The organism is Mesorhizobium sp. M0663 (assembly GCF_040320585.1).
GTDB lineage: Bacteria > Pseudomonadota > Alphaproteobacteria > Rhizobiales > Rhizobiaceae > Mesorhizobium.
Genome location: NZ_JAMYPX010000002.1, coordinates 344,030 through 360,133, shown reverse-complemented (window position 1 = coordinate 360,133; position 16,104 = coordinate 344,030). Strand labels below are relative to the sequence as shown.

Here is a 16,104-nt window from a genome sequence, read left to right as displayed (position 1 = left end):
GCCTCGACCGGGCGGCTCGGTTACTTGGCGTCGTGGAAGATGATGCCGACGGTGTGGCGCATGCCGGAGCGAAGCCGGCTGACGCCGTGCCTGAGATTGACCCGGTAATTACCTCGTGTGCCCTGGACCGGTCGATTGTGGACCGCGAAAGCGACCGCATCGCCCTGGCGCAGCGGCACCACCTCGGCGCGGCTCTGCATGCGCGGACGCTGCTCGGTCAGCACGAACTCGCCGCCGGTGAAATCCTTGCCTGGTTCCGACAACAGGATCGCCACCTGCAGCGGGAAGGCAAGATCGCCGTAGAGATCCTGGTGCAGGCAGTTGAAGTCGCCGGGAACATATTGCAGCAGGAGCGGCGTCGGCCGCGTCTGGCCCTGCTCGTGGCATTGCTCGAGGAACGCGGCGTGTTCGTCGGGATAGCGCTGCGCGATACCCATGCGCTCGTTCCAGTCATTGGCGACCGCGGCCAGGCGCGGATAGAGCGCGGTGCGCAAGCCGCCGATCAAGTCGGGCAAGGGATAGCGGAAATAGCGGTACTCGCCCTTGCCGAAGCCATGCCGCGCCATATGGACATGGCTGCGGAAATGGCTCTCGTCCGAATAAAGTTCGGCAATCTGCCGGCACTCCTGCGGCGTCAGCAGCTTTTCCATCACCGCGCAGCCATAGCCGCTCAGCTCATCGGCCAGCGTCCGCCAATCATATCCGGCAACGCGCAGCTCCGCCGATTTCACCGCCGCTTTCGCGCCTGTCGAATGGATGGTCATGGCTTCGCCTCCTGTGGCTTCTGGTCATTGAGATGGGTGAAACGGCGCGCGCGGACCACCCGTTTCTTGCCGGGTGAGCCTCGCGGGATGGGACACCATCCAATTTCCCATTTCGTTGTTGTGCGCTAAACTTGTTCCACTTCAACGGGCCGCCACCCCCATGATCGTCCAGACCTGCATCAATGGCGCGCGCAGCGCCGATTATCATCCGCAACTGCCGCTGACGGCGGAGGCCATGGCGCGTGACGGCGCGGCCTGCATCGCCGCCGGCGCCGCCGAACTGCATGTTCATGCCCGCGGGCTGGACGGTCGCGAAAGCCTGGCTCCGGCGGCGATGGACCGGACGGTGCTGGCGCTCCGCCGCGCCTGCCCGGGGACGCTGATTGGCGTGTCGACGGGTGCCTGGATCGAGAACGACGACCAGCGGACGCTGGCCGCGATCGCCGCCTGGAGCGAGCTGCCCGACTATGCCTCGGTCAATCTCAGCGAGAATGCAGCGCCCGCCGTCATGGAAAGCCTGCGACGGCGCGGTATAGGCATCGAGGCCGGCCTCGCCTCGGTCGCCGATGCCCAGCGCCTGGTCCGCCTCGACCACAGCAGCCAGGTGCTGCGCATCCTGATCGAAATCTCCGAGCAGGAGCCGGACGCGGCGCTGGAGGTCTGCGACGGCATCGCCGCGGTGCTCGACGGCGCCGGGATGCGCCGGGCGATCCTACTGCACGGCGCCGACGCCACGGTCTGGCCTTTCGTGCACCGGGCGGCGGAGCGCAACTGGTCGACGCGCGTCGGACTGGAAGACGGCAAGGAGCTTCCTGATGGAACGGTGGCGTCCGGTAACGCCGCGCTGACAGCGGCAGCCGTCGCGATCTTCGAGACCAGCCGGTAACGCGAGGAAAGCGTTGATGACGGCCATTCTCCTCTTCACAGGGGAGATGCCAAGTTTTGGCAAGGAGGGCAGCACGAGGGGCCTGCCCGTTGACGCTCCGGACCAAACCCGAAAAGCCCCGGCCGAAGTCAGGCGGATCTAGAGTGCGGCCGCACGATAATGTCAGTAAATCTTATATAAAACTTTATGTATTAATTAAACCGGCGATTAATCAGCACATCAACGATCCCGTATGTTAATGTTCTCCTGCTTCGGGGACCATTTTTTAATGAACATCATTCCAGAGAATGATCACGCTGCGCCGCGTCGGGTTCAACAGTATACATCGATACAGGTCTTGCGCGGGCTGGCAGCTCTCATGGTTGTTGTCTATCATCTTCCGGCCGCACTGGGCATGCTCGATCTGCGTATTCCCATTCTAAACAGTGGCGTTGACCTGTCTAAACAGTGGCGTTGACCTGTTTTTCGTCATCAGCGGTTTTGTCATGGTTCTCTCGACGGAGAACAGACGTCGTGACCACCGTGCTTTTTTGATGCAGCGGTTCACGCGCGTCGTTCCGTTCTATTGGGTTATGACCTTCCTCATGGTCGCCGCACTTTGGTTGTTTGCCGGTCGTGCAGTGTCTCTTGAGCAGACCACCAATAGCCTGCTTTTCATACCCTATCTCGATACGGTCACAGGCTATGTCCAACCGGTGCTTGGCGTGGGTTGGACGCTCAATCTGGAAATCCTGTTTTACATTCTGTTCGCGGCGACTATGGGTTTTGGCAGGTTGACGCAAATGGCCGCGGTCGGCGTTGTCTTTGCAATCGCCGTTGCTGCACGCATCATCTTCAAACCCGCCGCCGACACTGTGCTGTTTTTCTACACCACGCCAATCCTGTTTGAGTTCCTTGCCGGCATGGCTCTCGGCCACCTGGTCCGCGGGCTGACGCGTTTGCCTGTTTTCCTGGGTGCCTCGGCAATCGTGTTCGCCATCATGTCCGTGCTGGTGATGGTACTTGGCTTCAACTTGCCGCGAACCCTTGCTCAGGGAATCCCGGCGTTGATCCTTGTCGCGGCTTGCATCAGCCTGGAAAGCTACTTCCGGCTTTTTGCTCCTCGCGTGCTGGCAATATTGGGCGATGCTTCCTACTCTCTCTATCTAACGCACCCTATCGTGCTGCTTGCGACCGCTCCTGTCGTTGCAAGCGCCAATCTGTCACCATGGCTTGCAGGCGTGGTTATTGTCACCGCCTGCATTGCCGTCTGCCTGGCCAGCTACAGTTTTATTGAAAAGCCGCTTTTGGCCATATCGCGGATGAGCCGTTCCGCCCATCAGGTGAAGGCGCAATGAGTTGCTGCTGCGCCCCCACCAACTTGGTCGGCGTGCTATGGAGGTGCGTTGCACCTCTTGCGCACCCTCGAACACAGCGCGTCCCGAACGGCGCTGTCCCGCCAGCCTCAAACCGGCGGCGCTGAACCTCCAAAGGTGTCCTGAACACAAAAAAACCGCCTCGGCGGGCGGGTCGTCGGTGTGAATCAGCACCATACCCAAATTAGTAGCATAGCTGCCGGCACAAAGCAAGAACAAAATGTGGCGACATCGACGAAACTGCCGATAGGCACAGCGGCACGGCGGATGACATGGCTCTTGCCGTTATTAAAAATCTCTCATAAGGTATTTTCATATCAGAAAGAAAATACGATAGTTTCTTTCCTTTTATGAAAGCCTGAGCGTTTGCGGGAACATCTGGATCAGACCGACCGGCGACTGGTCAAGCTGCTGTCGCAAGATGCGCAGCTTGGCGTCAACCGCCTCGCCGAGAAGATGGCGATCTCGGTGCCGACGGTGCGCATGCGGCTGCGCAACCTGCTCGACCGCAACCTGCTCAAGATTGTCGGGCTGCTCAACCTGACCGAACGCCCCGAGCTGATCTCGGCGATCGTCGGCATCAATGCGCAAGGGCGCGGCCGGGCGCGAGAACTGGCGCAGCGCATCTCCGAACTGCCTTTCGTGAACTCGGCCGCCGTCGTCACCGGGCGCTTCGACATCATCGTCGACGTAACCGTGGCCGGCGATGTCGCCGATCTCTACCGCGTCACCAGCGAGTTGATCCCCGGCGCCGGCGAGCCGGGCGAGGTCGTGCGCAGCGAAACCTTCGTCGTCATGGCGTCCTGCAACAAATGGGTCAGCCTGCCGGAAGGCTGCTGGTCGGACGAGACGCGGAAGGAAATGGCATGAAGATCGCGGTTCTCGGCGGGCTCGGCCTGCAAGGCCGGGCGGCTATCGCCGACCTCGTTGCCAGCGACGGCGTCGAGCAAGTGGTCTGCGTCGACACTGCAACCGGCGGCGCTGCGCGGCTTGGCGGCCTGACCGACCTTGCCCGCGTGCGTTTTGTCGTGCCGGAGGGCGCGATCGGTCCGGCGCTGGCCGAGGTGATGAAGGACGTCGGTGCGGTCATCGACCTGTTGCCGCAGCCGCTGATGCGCGACGCGGTGCAGGCGGCGATCGCCACGCGCACGCCGCTGGTCACCACCAATTACGGCAAGGCCATCGCCGATCTCGCGCCCGAGGCCGAAAAGGCCGGCGTGTCGATCGTGACCGAATGCGGGCTCGACCCCGGCATCGACCTTGTGCTCTACGCGCGCGCCGCCAGCCAGTTCGACACCATCACCGCGATCGATTCCTACTGCGGCGGCATTCCCGAGCCGAAGGCGGTGGTCGAGCCGCTGCGCTACAAGGTGAGCTGGAATTTCGACATGGTTCTGGTCAGCCAGAACCGCGACAGCGTGCTGGTCGAGGACGGCAAACGGGTCGATGTGCCGGCCGCCCGCCAGCACGACAATCGTTTCATCCACGAGATCGAGGTGGCGGGACTGGGCAGGCTCGAAGCCTTCCCCAATGGCGACGCGCCGCATTATGCCGGCATGCTCGCCGCCGCCAAGGGGCTGCAGCGCTCCGGCCGCTATTCGCTTCGCTGGCCCGGCTGGTCGGCGTTCTGGGCGCCGCTGAAGCAGCTCGGCTTCCTGTCCGAGGACAAGGTGCAAAGCACCGGTGCCAGCCCACGCGAATTCCTCGGCCGGCTGCTTGGCCCGCAACTGCAATATGGCGCCGACGAAAAGGACCTTTGCGTCATGCGCAACGTCTTTGTCGGCAGCGAAGGCGGCCGCCGCAAGACGGTGACCTCGGAGCTGGTCATCGAACGCGACCTCGCCTCCGGCCTGTTCGGCATGAGCCTTGGCGTCGGCTATCCCGCCAGCATCGTGGCGCAGATGCTGGCACGGCGCGAGATCGCCACGCCCGGCCTGCTCAACCCGCTGCTGCATGTGCCGGATGGCCGCTTCCTCGATGAGCTCGCCAGGCGTGGCATCAATGTCGCCGAAACGGTGAGCTGGGATTGAAGATTTTCGAACGGTGGTTGCCGCCGGCAACGGCGCCGCCGCTCAAAAGCTCCCCCCAACGGAAATCAAAGGGGTGAAACAACAAGTGGAACAACAAACGACAACAAGGAGGAATGCCCAAATGAAGATTGCCAAGCTTTTTATCGCCGGCCTTGCGCTCGCTGGCCTTACCGCTGCCGCCAGTGCGGGAACGCTCGACGAGATCACCAAGCGCGGAGAGTTGCGCGTCGCCGTGCAGACGCAAGGACCGCCCTTCTCGCTGGTGGGTGCTGCCGGCGAACGCACCGGCAGTTCGGTCGAACTCGCCGAACTGATGGCCAAGGAAATGGGCGTCAAGATCACCTTCCTCGACTTCGACTGGGACGGCCTGATCCCGGCGCTGCTGTCGGGCAAGGCCGATCTTCTGGTCGCCGACATGACCCCGACACTGGCGCGTGGCATGAAGGTCGCCTTCACCAAGCCTTACATGTACACGGGCAGCACCGTCTTCACCAAGGCTGGTACCGCCTTCAAGTCCACCGAGGACTGCAAGGCCAAGGGCACCAAGATCGCCGTGCTGCTCGGCGCCACCGGCGAGAAGGAAGCCAAGGCCGCCTTCCCCGACGCCGATATCAAGAGCTACAAGGGCGGCGGCCCGCTGCTGCTCGACGCCGTCAACAACGGCCAGGCCGATTGCGGCGTCAACGACGTCTCGGCGGTCAAGGGCCAGTCGACCGCTTATCCCGCCGACAGCTTCATCATCATGCCGGACATGCTGTCGAAAGAGCCGCTGGCCTTCGCCACACGCTATGACGAGCAGGACCTGCTGGTCTGGATGAACCTGTTCCTCGACCAGGTCAGCCTCGACGGCCGCCTGCAGAAGAACCTCGATTACTGGGTCAATTCCGACGCCTGGAAGAAGGATCACTAAGCGGCAATAGATTTCGGGCGGTTTCGCGCGCGTTCACGAAACCGTCCGAAGTCGCTTGTCCGCTAGAGGAACCCCGCCCCACCATGCTCGAAAACTTCAGCTTCCGCACCATCGTCGAATATCTGCCCCTGTTCGGGCAGGGCCTCGTCACGACCGTGTGGCTGTCTGTCCTCTCCTTTGCCGGCGCGCTCGCCGTCGGCATCGTGCTCGCCGCCATGAACCTGCAGCGCGGCCGGCTGTTCCGCGTCCCGGCCAAGGCCTATATCGACGCGGTGCGCGCCACGCCGCTGCTGGCGCAGCTTTATTTCCTCTATTTCGGCCTGCCGCGGCTCGGCTTCGTCCTGCCCGAGCTCGTCGTCGGCATCTTGGCCCTGTCACTGAACAGCGGCGCCTATGTCGCCGAGATCATCCGCGCCGGCATCCTGTCGATCCCGCGCGGCCAAGTGGAGGCCGGCGTTGCTTCGGGCATGACCTATGTCCAGCGCATGCGCCTCGTCATCCTGCCGCAGGCGTTCAAGGTGACGATCCCGCCGCTGCTCGGCCAGGCAATCGTGCTGGTCAAGGATTCCGCCCTGTTGTCGCTGATCTCGGTCGCCGAACTGACGCGCGCCGGACAATTGCTCGCCTCCGACCGCTTCATGCCGGCCGAAGGTTTCATCACCATCGCCGCCTTCTACCTCCTGCTCTATTACGGGCTGAAGGGGCTGGCGGCGCTCTCCGGGCGCTGGCTCGGCCTGGCGGGGGCACGGACATGATCTGGCAGCAGCTGCAAAGCGTCGCCGGCAGCTATCCGCTCGCGCTGCGCGGCCTCGGCATGACCGTGGTGCTGTCGCTGATCAGCCTGGTGCTGGGCACGCTGCTCGGCTTCGGCCTCGGCATCCTGCGCACCGGCGGCAACCGGCTGATCAGCGGCGCGATCGGCGCCTGGGTCGACCTGATCCGTGGCACGCCGTTCCTGGTGCAGATCTTCCTGATCTTCTTCATCCTGCCGGAACTCGGCATCGAGCTCGACGCCTTCACCGCCGGCATCATCGCGCTGACCAACCTGGCCGCCTGCTTCATCTGCGAGATCGTCGTCGCCGGCATCCGCTCGGTGCCATCAGGCCAGGTCGAGGCAGCGCTTGCGTCCGGCCTGTCGCGCTGGCAGCGCATGCGCCAGGTGGTGCTGCCGCAGGCGATGCGCATCGTGCTGCCGCCGCTGGTCGGGCAATATGTGCTGCTGATCAAGGATTCCTCGGTCGTCTCGGCCATCGGCCTCACCGACCTCACCCGCGTCGGCTGGCTGGTGGTGCAGCGTGTACCCAATGGGCTGCTGGTCTTCTTCCTCGTCGGGCTCGGTTACTTCATCGTCTGCTACCCCCTGATCATGCTGGCCCGCCGGCTGGAGCAACGCATGGGCGCGGCGCATGGCGAGGTGCAGTTGTGACATCGAACCTCAAGGGTCCGGCAATATGACCAAAACCGGCATGATCGAATTTCGCGGCGTCAACAAGTGGTTCGGCACGCTCAACGTGCTGAAGGACATCAAGCTCAGCGTCGAGCCGCGCGAAGTGGTCGTCGTCTGCGGCCCAAGCGGCTCGGGCAAGAGCACCCTGATCCGCTGCATCAACGGCCTGGAGACGATCCGCGACGGCGACCTGACGGTCGACGGCCAGCGCCTCGGCGACCCCGCCACCAACATGACGCGGCTGCGCACCGAGATCGGCTTCGTCTTCCAGTCGTTCAACCTCTATCCGCACAAGACGGCGCTCGAGAACGTCACGCTGGCGCCGATCCATGTCCGCAAGATCCCGCGCGCCGAGGCCGAAATGGCCGGGCGCGAATTGCTCGCCAAGGTCGGTCTTGCCGACAAGGTGAACGCCTATCCGGCGCAGCTGTCTGGTGGCCAGCAGCAGCGCGTGGCGATCGCCCGCTGCCTCGGCATGCGCCCCAAGATCATGCTGTTCGACGAGCCGACCTCGGCCCTCGATCCCGAGATGATCTCCGAAGTGCTCGACGTCATGGTCGCGGTGGCCGAGGAAGGCATGACCATGATGGTGGTGACGCACGAAATGGGCTTTGCCCGCAAGGTCGCCCAGCGCGTCGTGTTCATGGACGCCGGCGCCATCGTCGAGAGCGGCACGCCGGACGAGTTCTTCTCCAACCCGAAGACCGACCGCAGCCGCGCTTTTCTCAGCAAGATCCTGCGGCATTAGGGCTAACAACTCAATTAGCTGACTGCCGGCTGCGACAGAGATGAGTGGAAATCGACCTTAGGACTCGCGCACCGTGACCTTGGTCACAGCTCTGTCGCCACGCTCAATCTTAATGCGCTTGTCACTCGGGATAGGCGGTGGAGCTACGTTAGCAATCTTTCCATCCTCTAACCGATCCGCAGTCAAAAGCTCTTCCCCTTTCGCCGTCTTTAGGCGCTCTAATTGATTGATTACAATCCTGACATGCCGGCCTCCCAAACGAAAAAATCGGACAAGAATATTGTTAATAGCGAGCAGGCAGGCGGAAGAAGCAACTTGCGAATTAGAGAAAGCGCATCACGCTTTCAATATAGCGGCCGAGTCCCTGGCCCTCAATATCAACTAACGGACGTGGTTTACACAGCATGCCGAGAGGTCTGCAGAGGGTTCAACTCGGTCGTTCAGAATGATTGGGTTTTGACCTAAAACGTCAGCCGGCCGTGGCCGGCGTCTTCAGCCAAACGTCGCCAGAGGGTCGGCGCTGATCTCGACCCAGCCGACGGGCTGAAAGAAGCACAGTTCCGGCTCGATGGCGCCGGCAGAGCCGATGGTCCCGCCAGCGCAATTCCTTTCTCTGCCCGTTTCGGACCGACGCTTCTCAGAACGCGAAATCCGCGGACTGAACGACATCGGCTGGGAGCCAAGTTTCATGAACTTGCAAGATCTCGGGCCCCCGGCTGTAGCCGCGATCGCGGACCACCATCGTCGTGACCCGGCCATTGTTCGGTTGATCGGAGTCCTTCGCGTCGCGTTGCCATTCGTGGTAGTTCACGACCGCCAGGTCGGCGCTTTGATGGCTGATCCGGATGTCGCGTATCTTGATACGGAAGGCCGGATTCGATCCGTAGATGCTCTTCATGTAACCTGCGAAGTCTTTTTTCCCGAACGCCCTGCCGCCTGGCATGATGGCGACCAGATCTTCGCTGATCCGGTCGAGCGCGTTCTTCTTGAACGTCGCATCGTCGCCACGGCATCGGCCCGTCACCCAGTCGGTGAAGAATTCGTGGACGTCGTGGATCGTCGCTTCGATTTCCTTCGTTTGAAGGGACATTTTTTCCTCCTGTCTTACGATGATGCTGGATCAGGCGCTTTGCGCTGTGGCTTGCCCGACCGGAGGCTCCTTGAGGACAGCCCGTACCACGCGAGCCACAGGCACATGAGAAGCGAGGAAATCAGCCAGATCGGACCTCCGATGCCGATCCCGAGCTGCTCACCGAGTGTCCACCCGGTTGCCGAAAGGATACCGAACGCCGAGCCGACGATCGCGGCCCATCGGGGCAGTATCCCGACGTCATCGCGGGCGTCGTGATACGCGACAAGCGCTGTCGCCAGGGCGAGCGCCCAGAATCCGTTACCCATGCCGCCGGAAAACGCCCACCAGGTCATGAAGGCGCTGGTGTCACCCCGGTCCGCCGCGACCGCGACCACCGATGCCTCGGCGACTGCGGTGGAGAACGTGGTCAGGGCGCCGAGAGCCATCACCATCCAGGCAGAACTCAGCATCGGCGAATGCCGGACCCGGGGGTTGAGCGCCAGGTTCAGGAACGAAGCGCCGGCGATCAGGAACAGCGCCGCTGCCGCCGTCCAATGGACCGTAGCCCATCGCCCATGGCCCTCGGCGATATTCTGCATCTGAACAGACAAATCCGCGTCCGGTGGCCCGTGAAAGACGAGCGCAGCCGCCAGCAGCAGCGTTCCGGTGGCGAGCCAGACACCGCCCGGCCCGCTCATGTTGTTATTATTCGTTTGCATCGGGAAAACCTCCTGCGGCCTTTACCACGCCATGAGGTTTAGACCCGCGCCACGGTTGCCCGCTTCGGCGTAAGTACCCACGCAACGAGAAATTTTGGCTTGGGTAGGATTACCCAAACACGTCCATGCCGATCAGGGCGTGCTCGACCGCATAGGCCGTGGCTGCCGCGCGCGTGCGCACGTTCAGCCGCGTCAGGATATCGCTAACGTGACGGTCTACCGTCCGCTGGCTCAGACCGAGCTCGCCGGCAACTTCCGGGTTGGTCAGGCCTGACGCGATCAGGCGCAGAACCTGCGTCTGTCTGGGGGTGAGAACTTCGCTGCCTGTCGCCGTCATAGTGACCCGCAGCTTGCCGGCAACGGCTTCGTCGGGGCGCGCGCCGAGCTCGCGGAAAAGTTTTATCGCTTCGTCCAGTTCGGTCCGCGCCGCTTCAGTATCGCCGGTTGCGAGACAGGCCCGCGCTGTCAGCACCCGCATCCGGGCAAGATGATAGGGCGCCCGAAGCTCCCATAGGATCGCTACCGCGCGCCGGATATGGGCCAATGCCTCCGCGGCTCGACCAGCATGGATCAGCACCCGCGCGGTAGCCTCAGCGGCTGCGGCGCGGACTGCATCCGCGGAATATTGGCGCGCGCAGTCGTGCAGTGTTTCGCACAGCTCCCAAGCGTCATCGGCCGAACCGACAGCGAGAGTGATTTCCACCGCAGCCGGCAAGAGGCGGAGTTTGCCCGGCATGTCGTCGACGGACTGCAGTGCGCGGCGGATCGCCGAAAGGGCCGGCTGCTCGTGCCCCTGCTGAAATCGCATAAGCGCCAGCCCCGGCTGCGGATCGAACCCGAGCCTGCTCGCTGCGCGATAGGCGGCATCGGCCTCGTCCCATTGGCCGCGGAGGCGAAATACCTCGCCCTTCTGGTAGAATGCCGGACCGGCGTGGTGCTTCGAGGGCCCCTGCTGAAGGCGGATGCTGGCGACACCGGCCTCGCGGCCGGCCTCGTCCCAGTGGCCGTCGAGGATCAGGATTTCGGCCCGGTGGATCAGGCATCTGCCGGTGAAGGCAACGATGTCGGGCTGTCCCGCGCACCATCCGACCAGCGCCGATGTCCATTCCCTCGCCCGGCCCGTGGCATGAAATTTCTGACAGATCTCGATCACGCTGCAGTAGACCAGCCCGGTGACGATTGGTGAGAGCCGGCCCGAGGTGACCGAAACCATCACCTCGTCCAGCAGTTCGAAGCCGCGCACATAGTCGCCGCGCAGGATCAATATCCGCCCCTGAAGCTGGCGCACGATAGCCAAGAGGTCCGGATCTTCGCAGCGCTGTCCGATCTCCGCGGCACGTGTTGCGTGCGCGAATGCTTCGTCCGGACTGTCGGCGGCGAGGCTTTGTTCGACCATTGGGAGCTGAAGGTAACCGTGTTCTGCACATTCCTGCGTATGATCCTCGACCAGCCGGTTGGCGCGCGTCAGCCATCCGCTGCCTTGGGCGAATTCACCGCGAAACATCAGGGTGAGCCCGATCCAGAAGCCGCAACGCGCTGCGGATCGTTCGCGTCCGTTCCGGAGATGCTCTTCGAAGGCCCTTTCGTAGTCCCGAACGAATTCCTCCTCGCGCCCAAGCATGTAGGCGGCTTCCCCGAGGCGCTGGAGCTCGGCGCCGCCAAGTTCACTGCAGCGGTCTCTGTCTGACAGTTCGCGGTGAAGTCTGGACCAATCGCCGCGATTGGCTAGCTCCGCATACGGATCCGATGCAACTGCACCGTCTTCCGGCGACTTGTCGGGTGATCGGTCGGAGGGCGCGGGCATAGCCTCAGAATAGCACATATTTTGCTGAGGAGGTGGCGGCAGATTACCGATGTGACAGAAGTTCGTTTCGGGCTCAATCGAGCCGTTCATCGCGTCCGCCGCCGAGGACCGGGAAGGGTGGAATGCTGCCATTCGTCTCGTCGACGGGAACGAGTAGGTAGCGCCAATATCGCGACATTCATGGCGCTTCTCAAAGCTCCCCTCGCGCAACGGCTCGATCGACCCATTTCTGCCGTTCCGATATCGGCCTCACCACCTCCAAGGCGGACATTCACCCATTATTCGGCGAAAAATTCGGCGAAAAATCTCGTTCCGATCAAAGCCGCCCTACTTCGTTGCAGCGGCTGCGGCTCGCCCGAGCAGGTGGCTGACAGCTGACCGCAGGAACATTCGGCGCGCCGCGTGACCATGGCTGGCTCCTCTCAAGATTCCCTGAACGATATCACTGCGTATCGGTGCTCAATTCTGCCCGCTTCTCATCCGAGACGACGGCGAGGTCCAGGACCTTCTGCAATTCGGCTGCGTGGCGGAATGACGGTTCGGCCTGGACGCCGTTGCGCACCGCATCGACGAAGCGCTGGTAGTTGGTCTGCACCGTTCCGGCGTCCAGAACTTGCCATTTGGCGTTCTCGACATCCTCGCCGATGCAGGCTTTCAGCTCCGAGCCGGTCAGATTGTGCACGACTTCGATGCCGCCCTTGTCGCCGTAGATGCGCAGGCGGAGTTCATTCAGATGGCCGGTTGCCCAGCGGCTGGCATGGACGACGCCGAAGGCGCCATTGCGGAAATCAAGCGCCATGGTGAAACTGTCATTGGCGTCGAGCTCGTATTCGCCGATGCGGTTTTCGGGCGCCTTGTCGAAGGATCTCAGGCGGCAGAACACATGGTCGATGTCGAGCGCCGCGCCATAGCTGGCGAAATCGAGGATGTGGATACCGACGTCGCCCAGCACGCCGTTGGAGCCATGGCCGCGCGACAGCCGCCACAGCCATTTCGAATCGGTGCGCCAGTCGCCCCAGAATTTGGACACCAGCCAGCTCTGCAGATAGGACGCCTCGACATGCCTGACCGTGCCGATGTCGCCGGCCAGCACCATGGCGCGCGCTCTCTGCAGCGGCGCGACATTGCGATAGGTCAGGTTGACCATGTTGATGATGCCGGCTCGCTCGGCGGCATCGGCCATCTCACTGGCCTTCTCGAAGTTTTCGGCCAGCGGTTTTTCGCACAGCACCGGCTTGCCCGCCGCGATCAGCATCATGGTGGTCGGATGGTGGATGCGATCGGGCGTCACGTTCGCCACCGCGTCGAACTTGCCCCATGCCAGCGCCTCGTCCAGCGACGCGAAGCGGTTGGGGATACCATAGATGTCCGAAAACTTGTCGACGCGCGTACGGTCGAGATCGACGGCGCCGATCAGTTCGACGCCCTCGATCTTGCCGAACTGCCTGGCATGCTCCTCCGCCATCCAACCGGTACCGAGTATCAACAGACGCATGATTCTTATCCTTAGGACAGGGCTTTATCTTCTTGTTCGATCATGGATTTGTCGTCTAGCGGAAGCCGGCTTCGCCGGCGGAATGAAGCTTTCCGCCGCGCTCGACGATCGGCTCGAGCGCCTTTTCCACCGGCACGTTCGGCGCATCAAGGATGGCCGGATTGGCGCCTTGCGGGTTGTGCGCCCATCTCACCGCATTGCGCAGCACCTTCTGGACATTGGGGTCGTGATAGGTCGGATAGGTCTCGTGGCCCGGCCTGAAATAGAAGATGTTGCCGGCGCCGCGGCGATAGGTCAGCCCCGACCGGAACACTTCGCCGCCCTGGAACCAAGAGATGAACACGGTCTCGAGCGGCTCCGGCACAGCGAACTGCTCGCCATACATCTCCTCGTTCTCGAGCTCGAAATACTCGCCGATCCCGGCAGCGATCGGGTGGTTGGCGCTGGTCACCCAAAGCCGTTCGCGCTCGCCGGCCTCGCGCCATTTCAGCGTGCAGGGCGTGCCCATCAGCTTCTTGAAGATCTTCGAGAAATGCCCGGAATGGAGAACGATCAGCCCCATGCCTTCCCAGACGCGGCGCGCCACGCGCTCGACCACTTCGTCGGCGACGGCGCCATGGTCCTTGTGCCCCCACCACAGCAAGACGTCGGTCTCGGCCAGACGGTCGGCCGGCAGCCCATGCTCCTTCTGCTCCAGCGTCGCCCACGACACCGAAATCTCCGGGTCGAGCTTCAGCGCATTGGCAATCGTCGCGTGCATGCCCTCGGGATAGATGCCGGCGACCACCTCGTTGGTCCGCTCATGAATATTCTCGCCCCAGACGACAGCGCGTATTGTCATGATGTCCTCGTGATTGTTTGAAGCTGGAGCCGCCCCTACGGGTCAGTCATAATATCCTCGGCCGGGAATGAAAACCTTCGAGATTGGCCAAACCTCCCCAGCTTCGTCATCCCAGGGCGGAGCAGGCGCGAAGCGACGTCGCGAAGACCCTGGGATCCATGCCGTGACCTCTCCGCGCTGCAACGGGCGGGACTTTTTGATGCGGGAAGGACAGGAGGTGAAAGGGATCGCTACAGAACGGCTTTCAATCTGCGTCGTTGCATTCTTCGGCTGACGTAACGGCATGGATCCCAGGGTCTGCGCTCCGCTTCGCGTTCGCTCCGCCCTGGGATGACGAAGCCATGAAGGGCTGCCGCGAGCAATCTACGCCCCTCGCCCCTCTTGGGCGACGCGTGTCAGCGGCTTCGACAGGCGCGGCACCACGACGAGCCGCTTGATCTTGCCCTTCTTGTAGGCGGCGAGGAAGCGGGCATAGTCCTTGAAGACGACGCAGCCATTGGATTCGGCGCGCCCGCCGCGCAGCATGTAGGTGTGGGCGAGCAGGCCGTCGCGGCCATATTTGTTGCTGCCGCTGGCCGGCGTCAGACGGATCGCCTCGACACCGTGAAAGCGCGATTCCCGCATCGTCAGATTGTAGGTATCCGGCGGCGTCGGGCCGACATTCTTCTTGTGGACGTAGCGTGGCTGGTCGACCATCGCGCCCAGTCCCGAATGTGCCTCCAGCCGCGAGCCGTCGGGCATATAGACGGTCTTGGCCGAGATGTCGTAGACGGCGACGCCAGTACCCATGTTGGGCGTGGTGAACAGGTTCCTGAAGGCTCCGCCGAGACCGCCGGAAGGCATGTCGGGCTTGGCATAGGCCAGCATGTCGCCGCCCTGCGTCTTCGACCGTTTGCCCGGCTTGCCCGACACGGCCGGCACTGCCGCTTGTGACGAATTGCGAGGCGACAGGCTGCCGGGTAGCGTCTCGGCCGGCGGAGCGTCGGCCGTCTGCACCTTGCTCGCCCTGGCGGTCCTAGAGGTCTGCGCCTTGGGCGGCTCCGTTTTCGATGCTTGATCCTTTTGCGCCTGGGCCCTTGGCGCCTGGTCTTTTGGCGCCTGATCTCTTGACGCTTGAGCCCGCGGCGCCTCGGCCGGCTTATCGATGTCCGCCCGCGGACGCAGCGTCGGCAGCGGAATGCTGTCGGGCATGTCGTCTTGCGGCGGCAGCGAGGCTAGCTGGACCTCAGGTTCTTGCGGCTCTTGCGAAGCCGCGGGCTCGCTTGCCGCGATGGCTGCCGGGAGCACATCGATCATCTGCTCCGGCAATGTATTCGCCAGCGCCAGCGCCAGGCGCGACGAGCGTTCGATCTCCGCCACCTCCGGCCCGAAGCGCACCGGTGCCGGGCCGTTCGGGTCGGGTATGCGTACCGGCTCGGCGAACCGGGCGTGGGCCGGCAGGCTGGCGAGCATGACGGGAGAGCGGGCTGAGGCACGGGCAAAGGCGGCGGCAAGCTTTTGCGGCGACAGCGCGGCCTTGGCGACCACGTCGTCGAAGCTCGATTGCCGCGACGCATCGGCGACAAGCGGCACGGTGTTGCGCTTGAGGCGGGCCGATTTTCCCTGGTGGACGAAGTTCGACGCCGACCGCAGGCAGTTGGCATCGCACCCGTGCTGCAGCAGCTTGGCCGACAGCGCCGCGTTGGCCGCGGCCCATGTCGGGGCCTGCGCCTTTGCAAGGCTGCGGCGAGGATCGGCAAGCGCGATGGTGCGCGGCGCGAGCAGGCTTTGCGGGAGACCGTTGGAAGCGGCGCTGAGCGAGGTTCCCACTGAATAAAGGCCGGCCAAAGTCGCCACCGACCATAAAGCAATGGCTGCGCCGACGGCCGGAACCGCGACCCAGCGTAGGCCGGGCCTCATCGAAGTCAATCCAGTTGCAGGACTGTCACCCCGGGTTTTCGCACTTACAAACGCCATTCAACCACTCTCAATCGGCCGATGCCGGCTAGCGGATTTCGCAGCCGTGACATTCACAGTTCGCCTGGTGCCCCCAG

General features: G+C 63.1%; 17 protein-coding genes. 10 read left to right on the top strand and 7 right to left on the bottom strand.

Translation table 11 applies throughout. The features are described from left to right. Positions 1-20: 20 nt before the first annotated feature. A complete protein-coding gene (locus NKI54_RS04905; protein ID WP_352587198.1) occupies positions 21-764 on the bottom strand; it encodes a 2OG-Fe(II) oxygenase in 744 nt (247 codons plus the stop codon). A 160-nt stretch (positions 765-924) separates the two neighbouring features. Between NKI54_RS04905 and NKI54_RS04900 the strand changes: the two genes are divergently transcribed. The 9 genes from NKI54_RS04900 (at position 925) to NKI54_RS04860 (ending at position 8,140) form a co-directional block, all read left to right on the top strand. Further along, complete coding sequence (locus NKI54_RS04900) at positions 925-1,650, top strand: 3-keto-5-aminohexanoate cleavage protein (RefSeq protein WP_023677257.1); 726 nt, start codon at positions 925-927, stop codon at positions 1,648-1,650. Positions 1,651-1,918: 268 nt separating this feature from the next. Beyond that, on the top strand, positions 1,919-2,107 hold the full coding sequence (locus NKI54_RS04895; RefSeq protein ID WP_352635999.1) for a hypothetical protein: 189 nt from the start codon (positions 1,919-1,921) through the stop codon (positions 2,105-2,107). Then, positions 2,082-2,987: an acyltransferase family protein gene (locus NKI54_RS04890; RefSeq protein ID WP_352635997.1), complete on the top strand. Its 906-nt coding sequence runs from the start codon at positions 2,082-2,084 to the stop codon at positions 2,985-2,987. Before NKI54_RS04895 ends, NKI54_RS04890 begins: the two co-directional genes overlap by 26 nt. A 384-nt stretch (positions 2,988-3,371) precedes the next feature. Next, positions 3,372-3,875 (top strand): Lrp/AsnC family transcriptional regulator, encoded by a 504-nt coding sequence (locus NKI54_RS04885; protein WP_023677254.1) that lies wholly within the window; start codon positions 3,372-3,374, stop codon positions 3,873-3,875. Then, positions 3,872-5,035: a saccharopine dehydrogenase family protein gene (locus NKI54_RS04880; protein WP_352569106.1), complete on the top strand. Its 1,164-nt coding sequence runs from the start codon at positions 3,872-3,874 to the stop codon at positions 5,033-5,035. Before NKI54_RS04885 ends, NKI54_RS04880 begins: the two co-directional genes overlap by 4 nt. Positions 5,036-5,156: 121 nt before the next feature. After that, the gene (locus NKI54_RS04875; protein WP_352569105.1) at positions 5,157-5,945 is read left to right on the top strand and encodes an ABC transporter substrate-binding protein; all 789 of its coding nucleotides are present in this window, start codon (positions 5,157-5,159) and stop codon (positions 5,943-5,945) included. A gap of 83 nt (positions 5,946-6,028) precedes the next feature. Then, positions 6,029-6,700, top strand: coding sequence for an amino acid ABC transporter permease (locus tag NKI54_RS04870; protein ID WP_023720609.1), 672 nt, complete (start codon positions 6,029-6,031; stop codon positions 6,698-6,700). Next, positions 6,697-7,371, top strand: coding sequence for an amino acid ABC transporter permease (locus tag NKI54_RS04865; protein WP_352451493.1), 675 nt, complete (start codon positions 6,697-6,699; stop codon positions 7,369-7,371). The genes NKI54_RS04870 and NKI54_RS04865 overlap by 4 nt, the downstream gene beginning before the upstream one ends. 25 nt (positions 7,372-7,396) lie before the next feature. Continuing rightward, the gene (locus tag NKI54_RS04860; protein WP_352569104.1) at positions 7,397-8,140 is read left to right on the top strand and encodes an amino acid ABC transporter ATP-binding protein; all 744 of its coding nucleotides are present in this window, start codon (positions 7,397-7,399) and stop codon (positions 8,138-8,140) included. Positions 8,141-8,777: 637 nt separating this feature from the next. Here NKI54_RS04860 and NKI54_RS04855 read toward each other — a convergent pair. The 3 genes from NKI54_RS04855 to NKI54_RS04845 all read right to left on the bottom strand — a co-directional run bounded on the left by NKI54_RS04855 (position 8,778) and on the right by NKI54_RS04845 (position 11,327). Next, on the bottom strand, positions 8,778-9,230 hold the full coding sequence (locus tag NKI54_RS04855; RefSeq protein WP_352587213.1) for a nuclear transport factor 2 family protein: 453 nt from the start codon (positions 9,228-9,230) through the stop codon (positions 8,778-8,780). 14 nt (positions 9,231-9,244) lie between these two features. Then, positions 9,245-9,931 carry a hypothetical protein gene (locus NKI54_RS04850; protein ID WP_352569100.1) on the bottom strand — a complete coding sequence of 229 codons (687 nt, stop codon included), beginning with the start codon at positions 9,929-9,931 and terminating at the stop codon, positions 9,245-9,247. A 109-nt stretch (positions 9,932-10,040) separates the two neighbouring features. Then, the gene (locus NKI54_RS04845) at positions 10,041-11,327 is read right to left on the bottom strand and encodes a LuxR C-terminal-related transcriptional regulator (protein ID WP_352690797.1); all 1,287 of its coding nucleotides are present in this window, start codon (positions 11,325-11,327) and stop codon (positions 10,041-10,043) included. Here NKI54_RS04845 and NKI54_RS04840 point away from each other — a divergent pair. Further along, a complete protein-coding gene (locus tag NKI54_RS04840) occupies positions 11,316-11,618 on the top strand; it encodes a hypothetical protein (protein WP_198023562.1) in 303 nt (100 codons plus the stop codon). The genes NKI54_RS04845 and NKI54_RS04840 overlap by 12 nt on opposite strands. Before the next feature lie 559 nt (positions 11,619-12,177). Here NKI54_RS04840 and NKI54_RS04835 read toward each other — a convergent pair. The 3 genes from NKI54_RS04835 to NKI54_RS04825 form a co-directional block, all read right to left on the bottom strand. Beyond that, complete coding sequence (locus tag NKI54_RS04835) at positions 12,178-13,230, bottom strand: Gfo/Idh/MocA family protein (RefSeq protein WP_352690795.1); 1,053 nt, start codon at positions 13,228-13,230, stop codon at positions 12,178-12,180. A 55-nt stretch (positions 13,231-13,285) separates the two neighbouring features. After that, a complete protein-coding gene (locus NKI54_RS04830) occupies positions 13,286-14,071 on the bottom strand; it encodes a ThuA domain-containing protein (protein ID WP_352690794.1) in 786 nt (261 codons plus the stop codon). A 363-nt stretch (positions 14,072-14,434) separates the two neighbouring features. Beyond that, entirely contained in the window at positions 14,435-15,970 is a 1,536-nt protein-coding gene (locus NKI54_RS04825; protein WP_023677239.1) for a DUF2778 domain-containing protein, read from the bottom strand. Between the last annotated feature and the right edge of the window lie 134 nt (positions 15,971-16,104).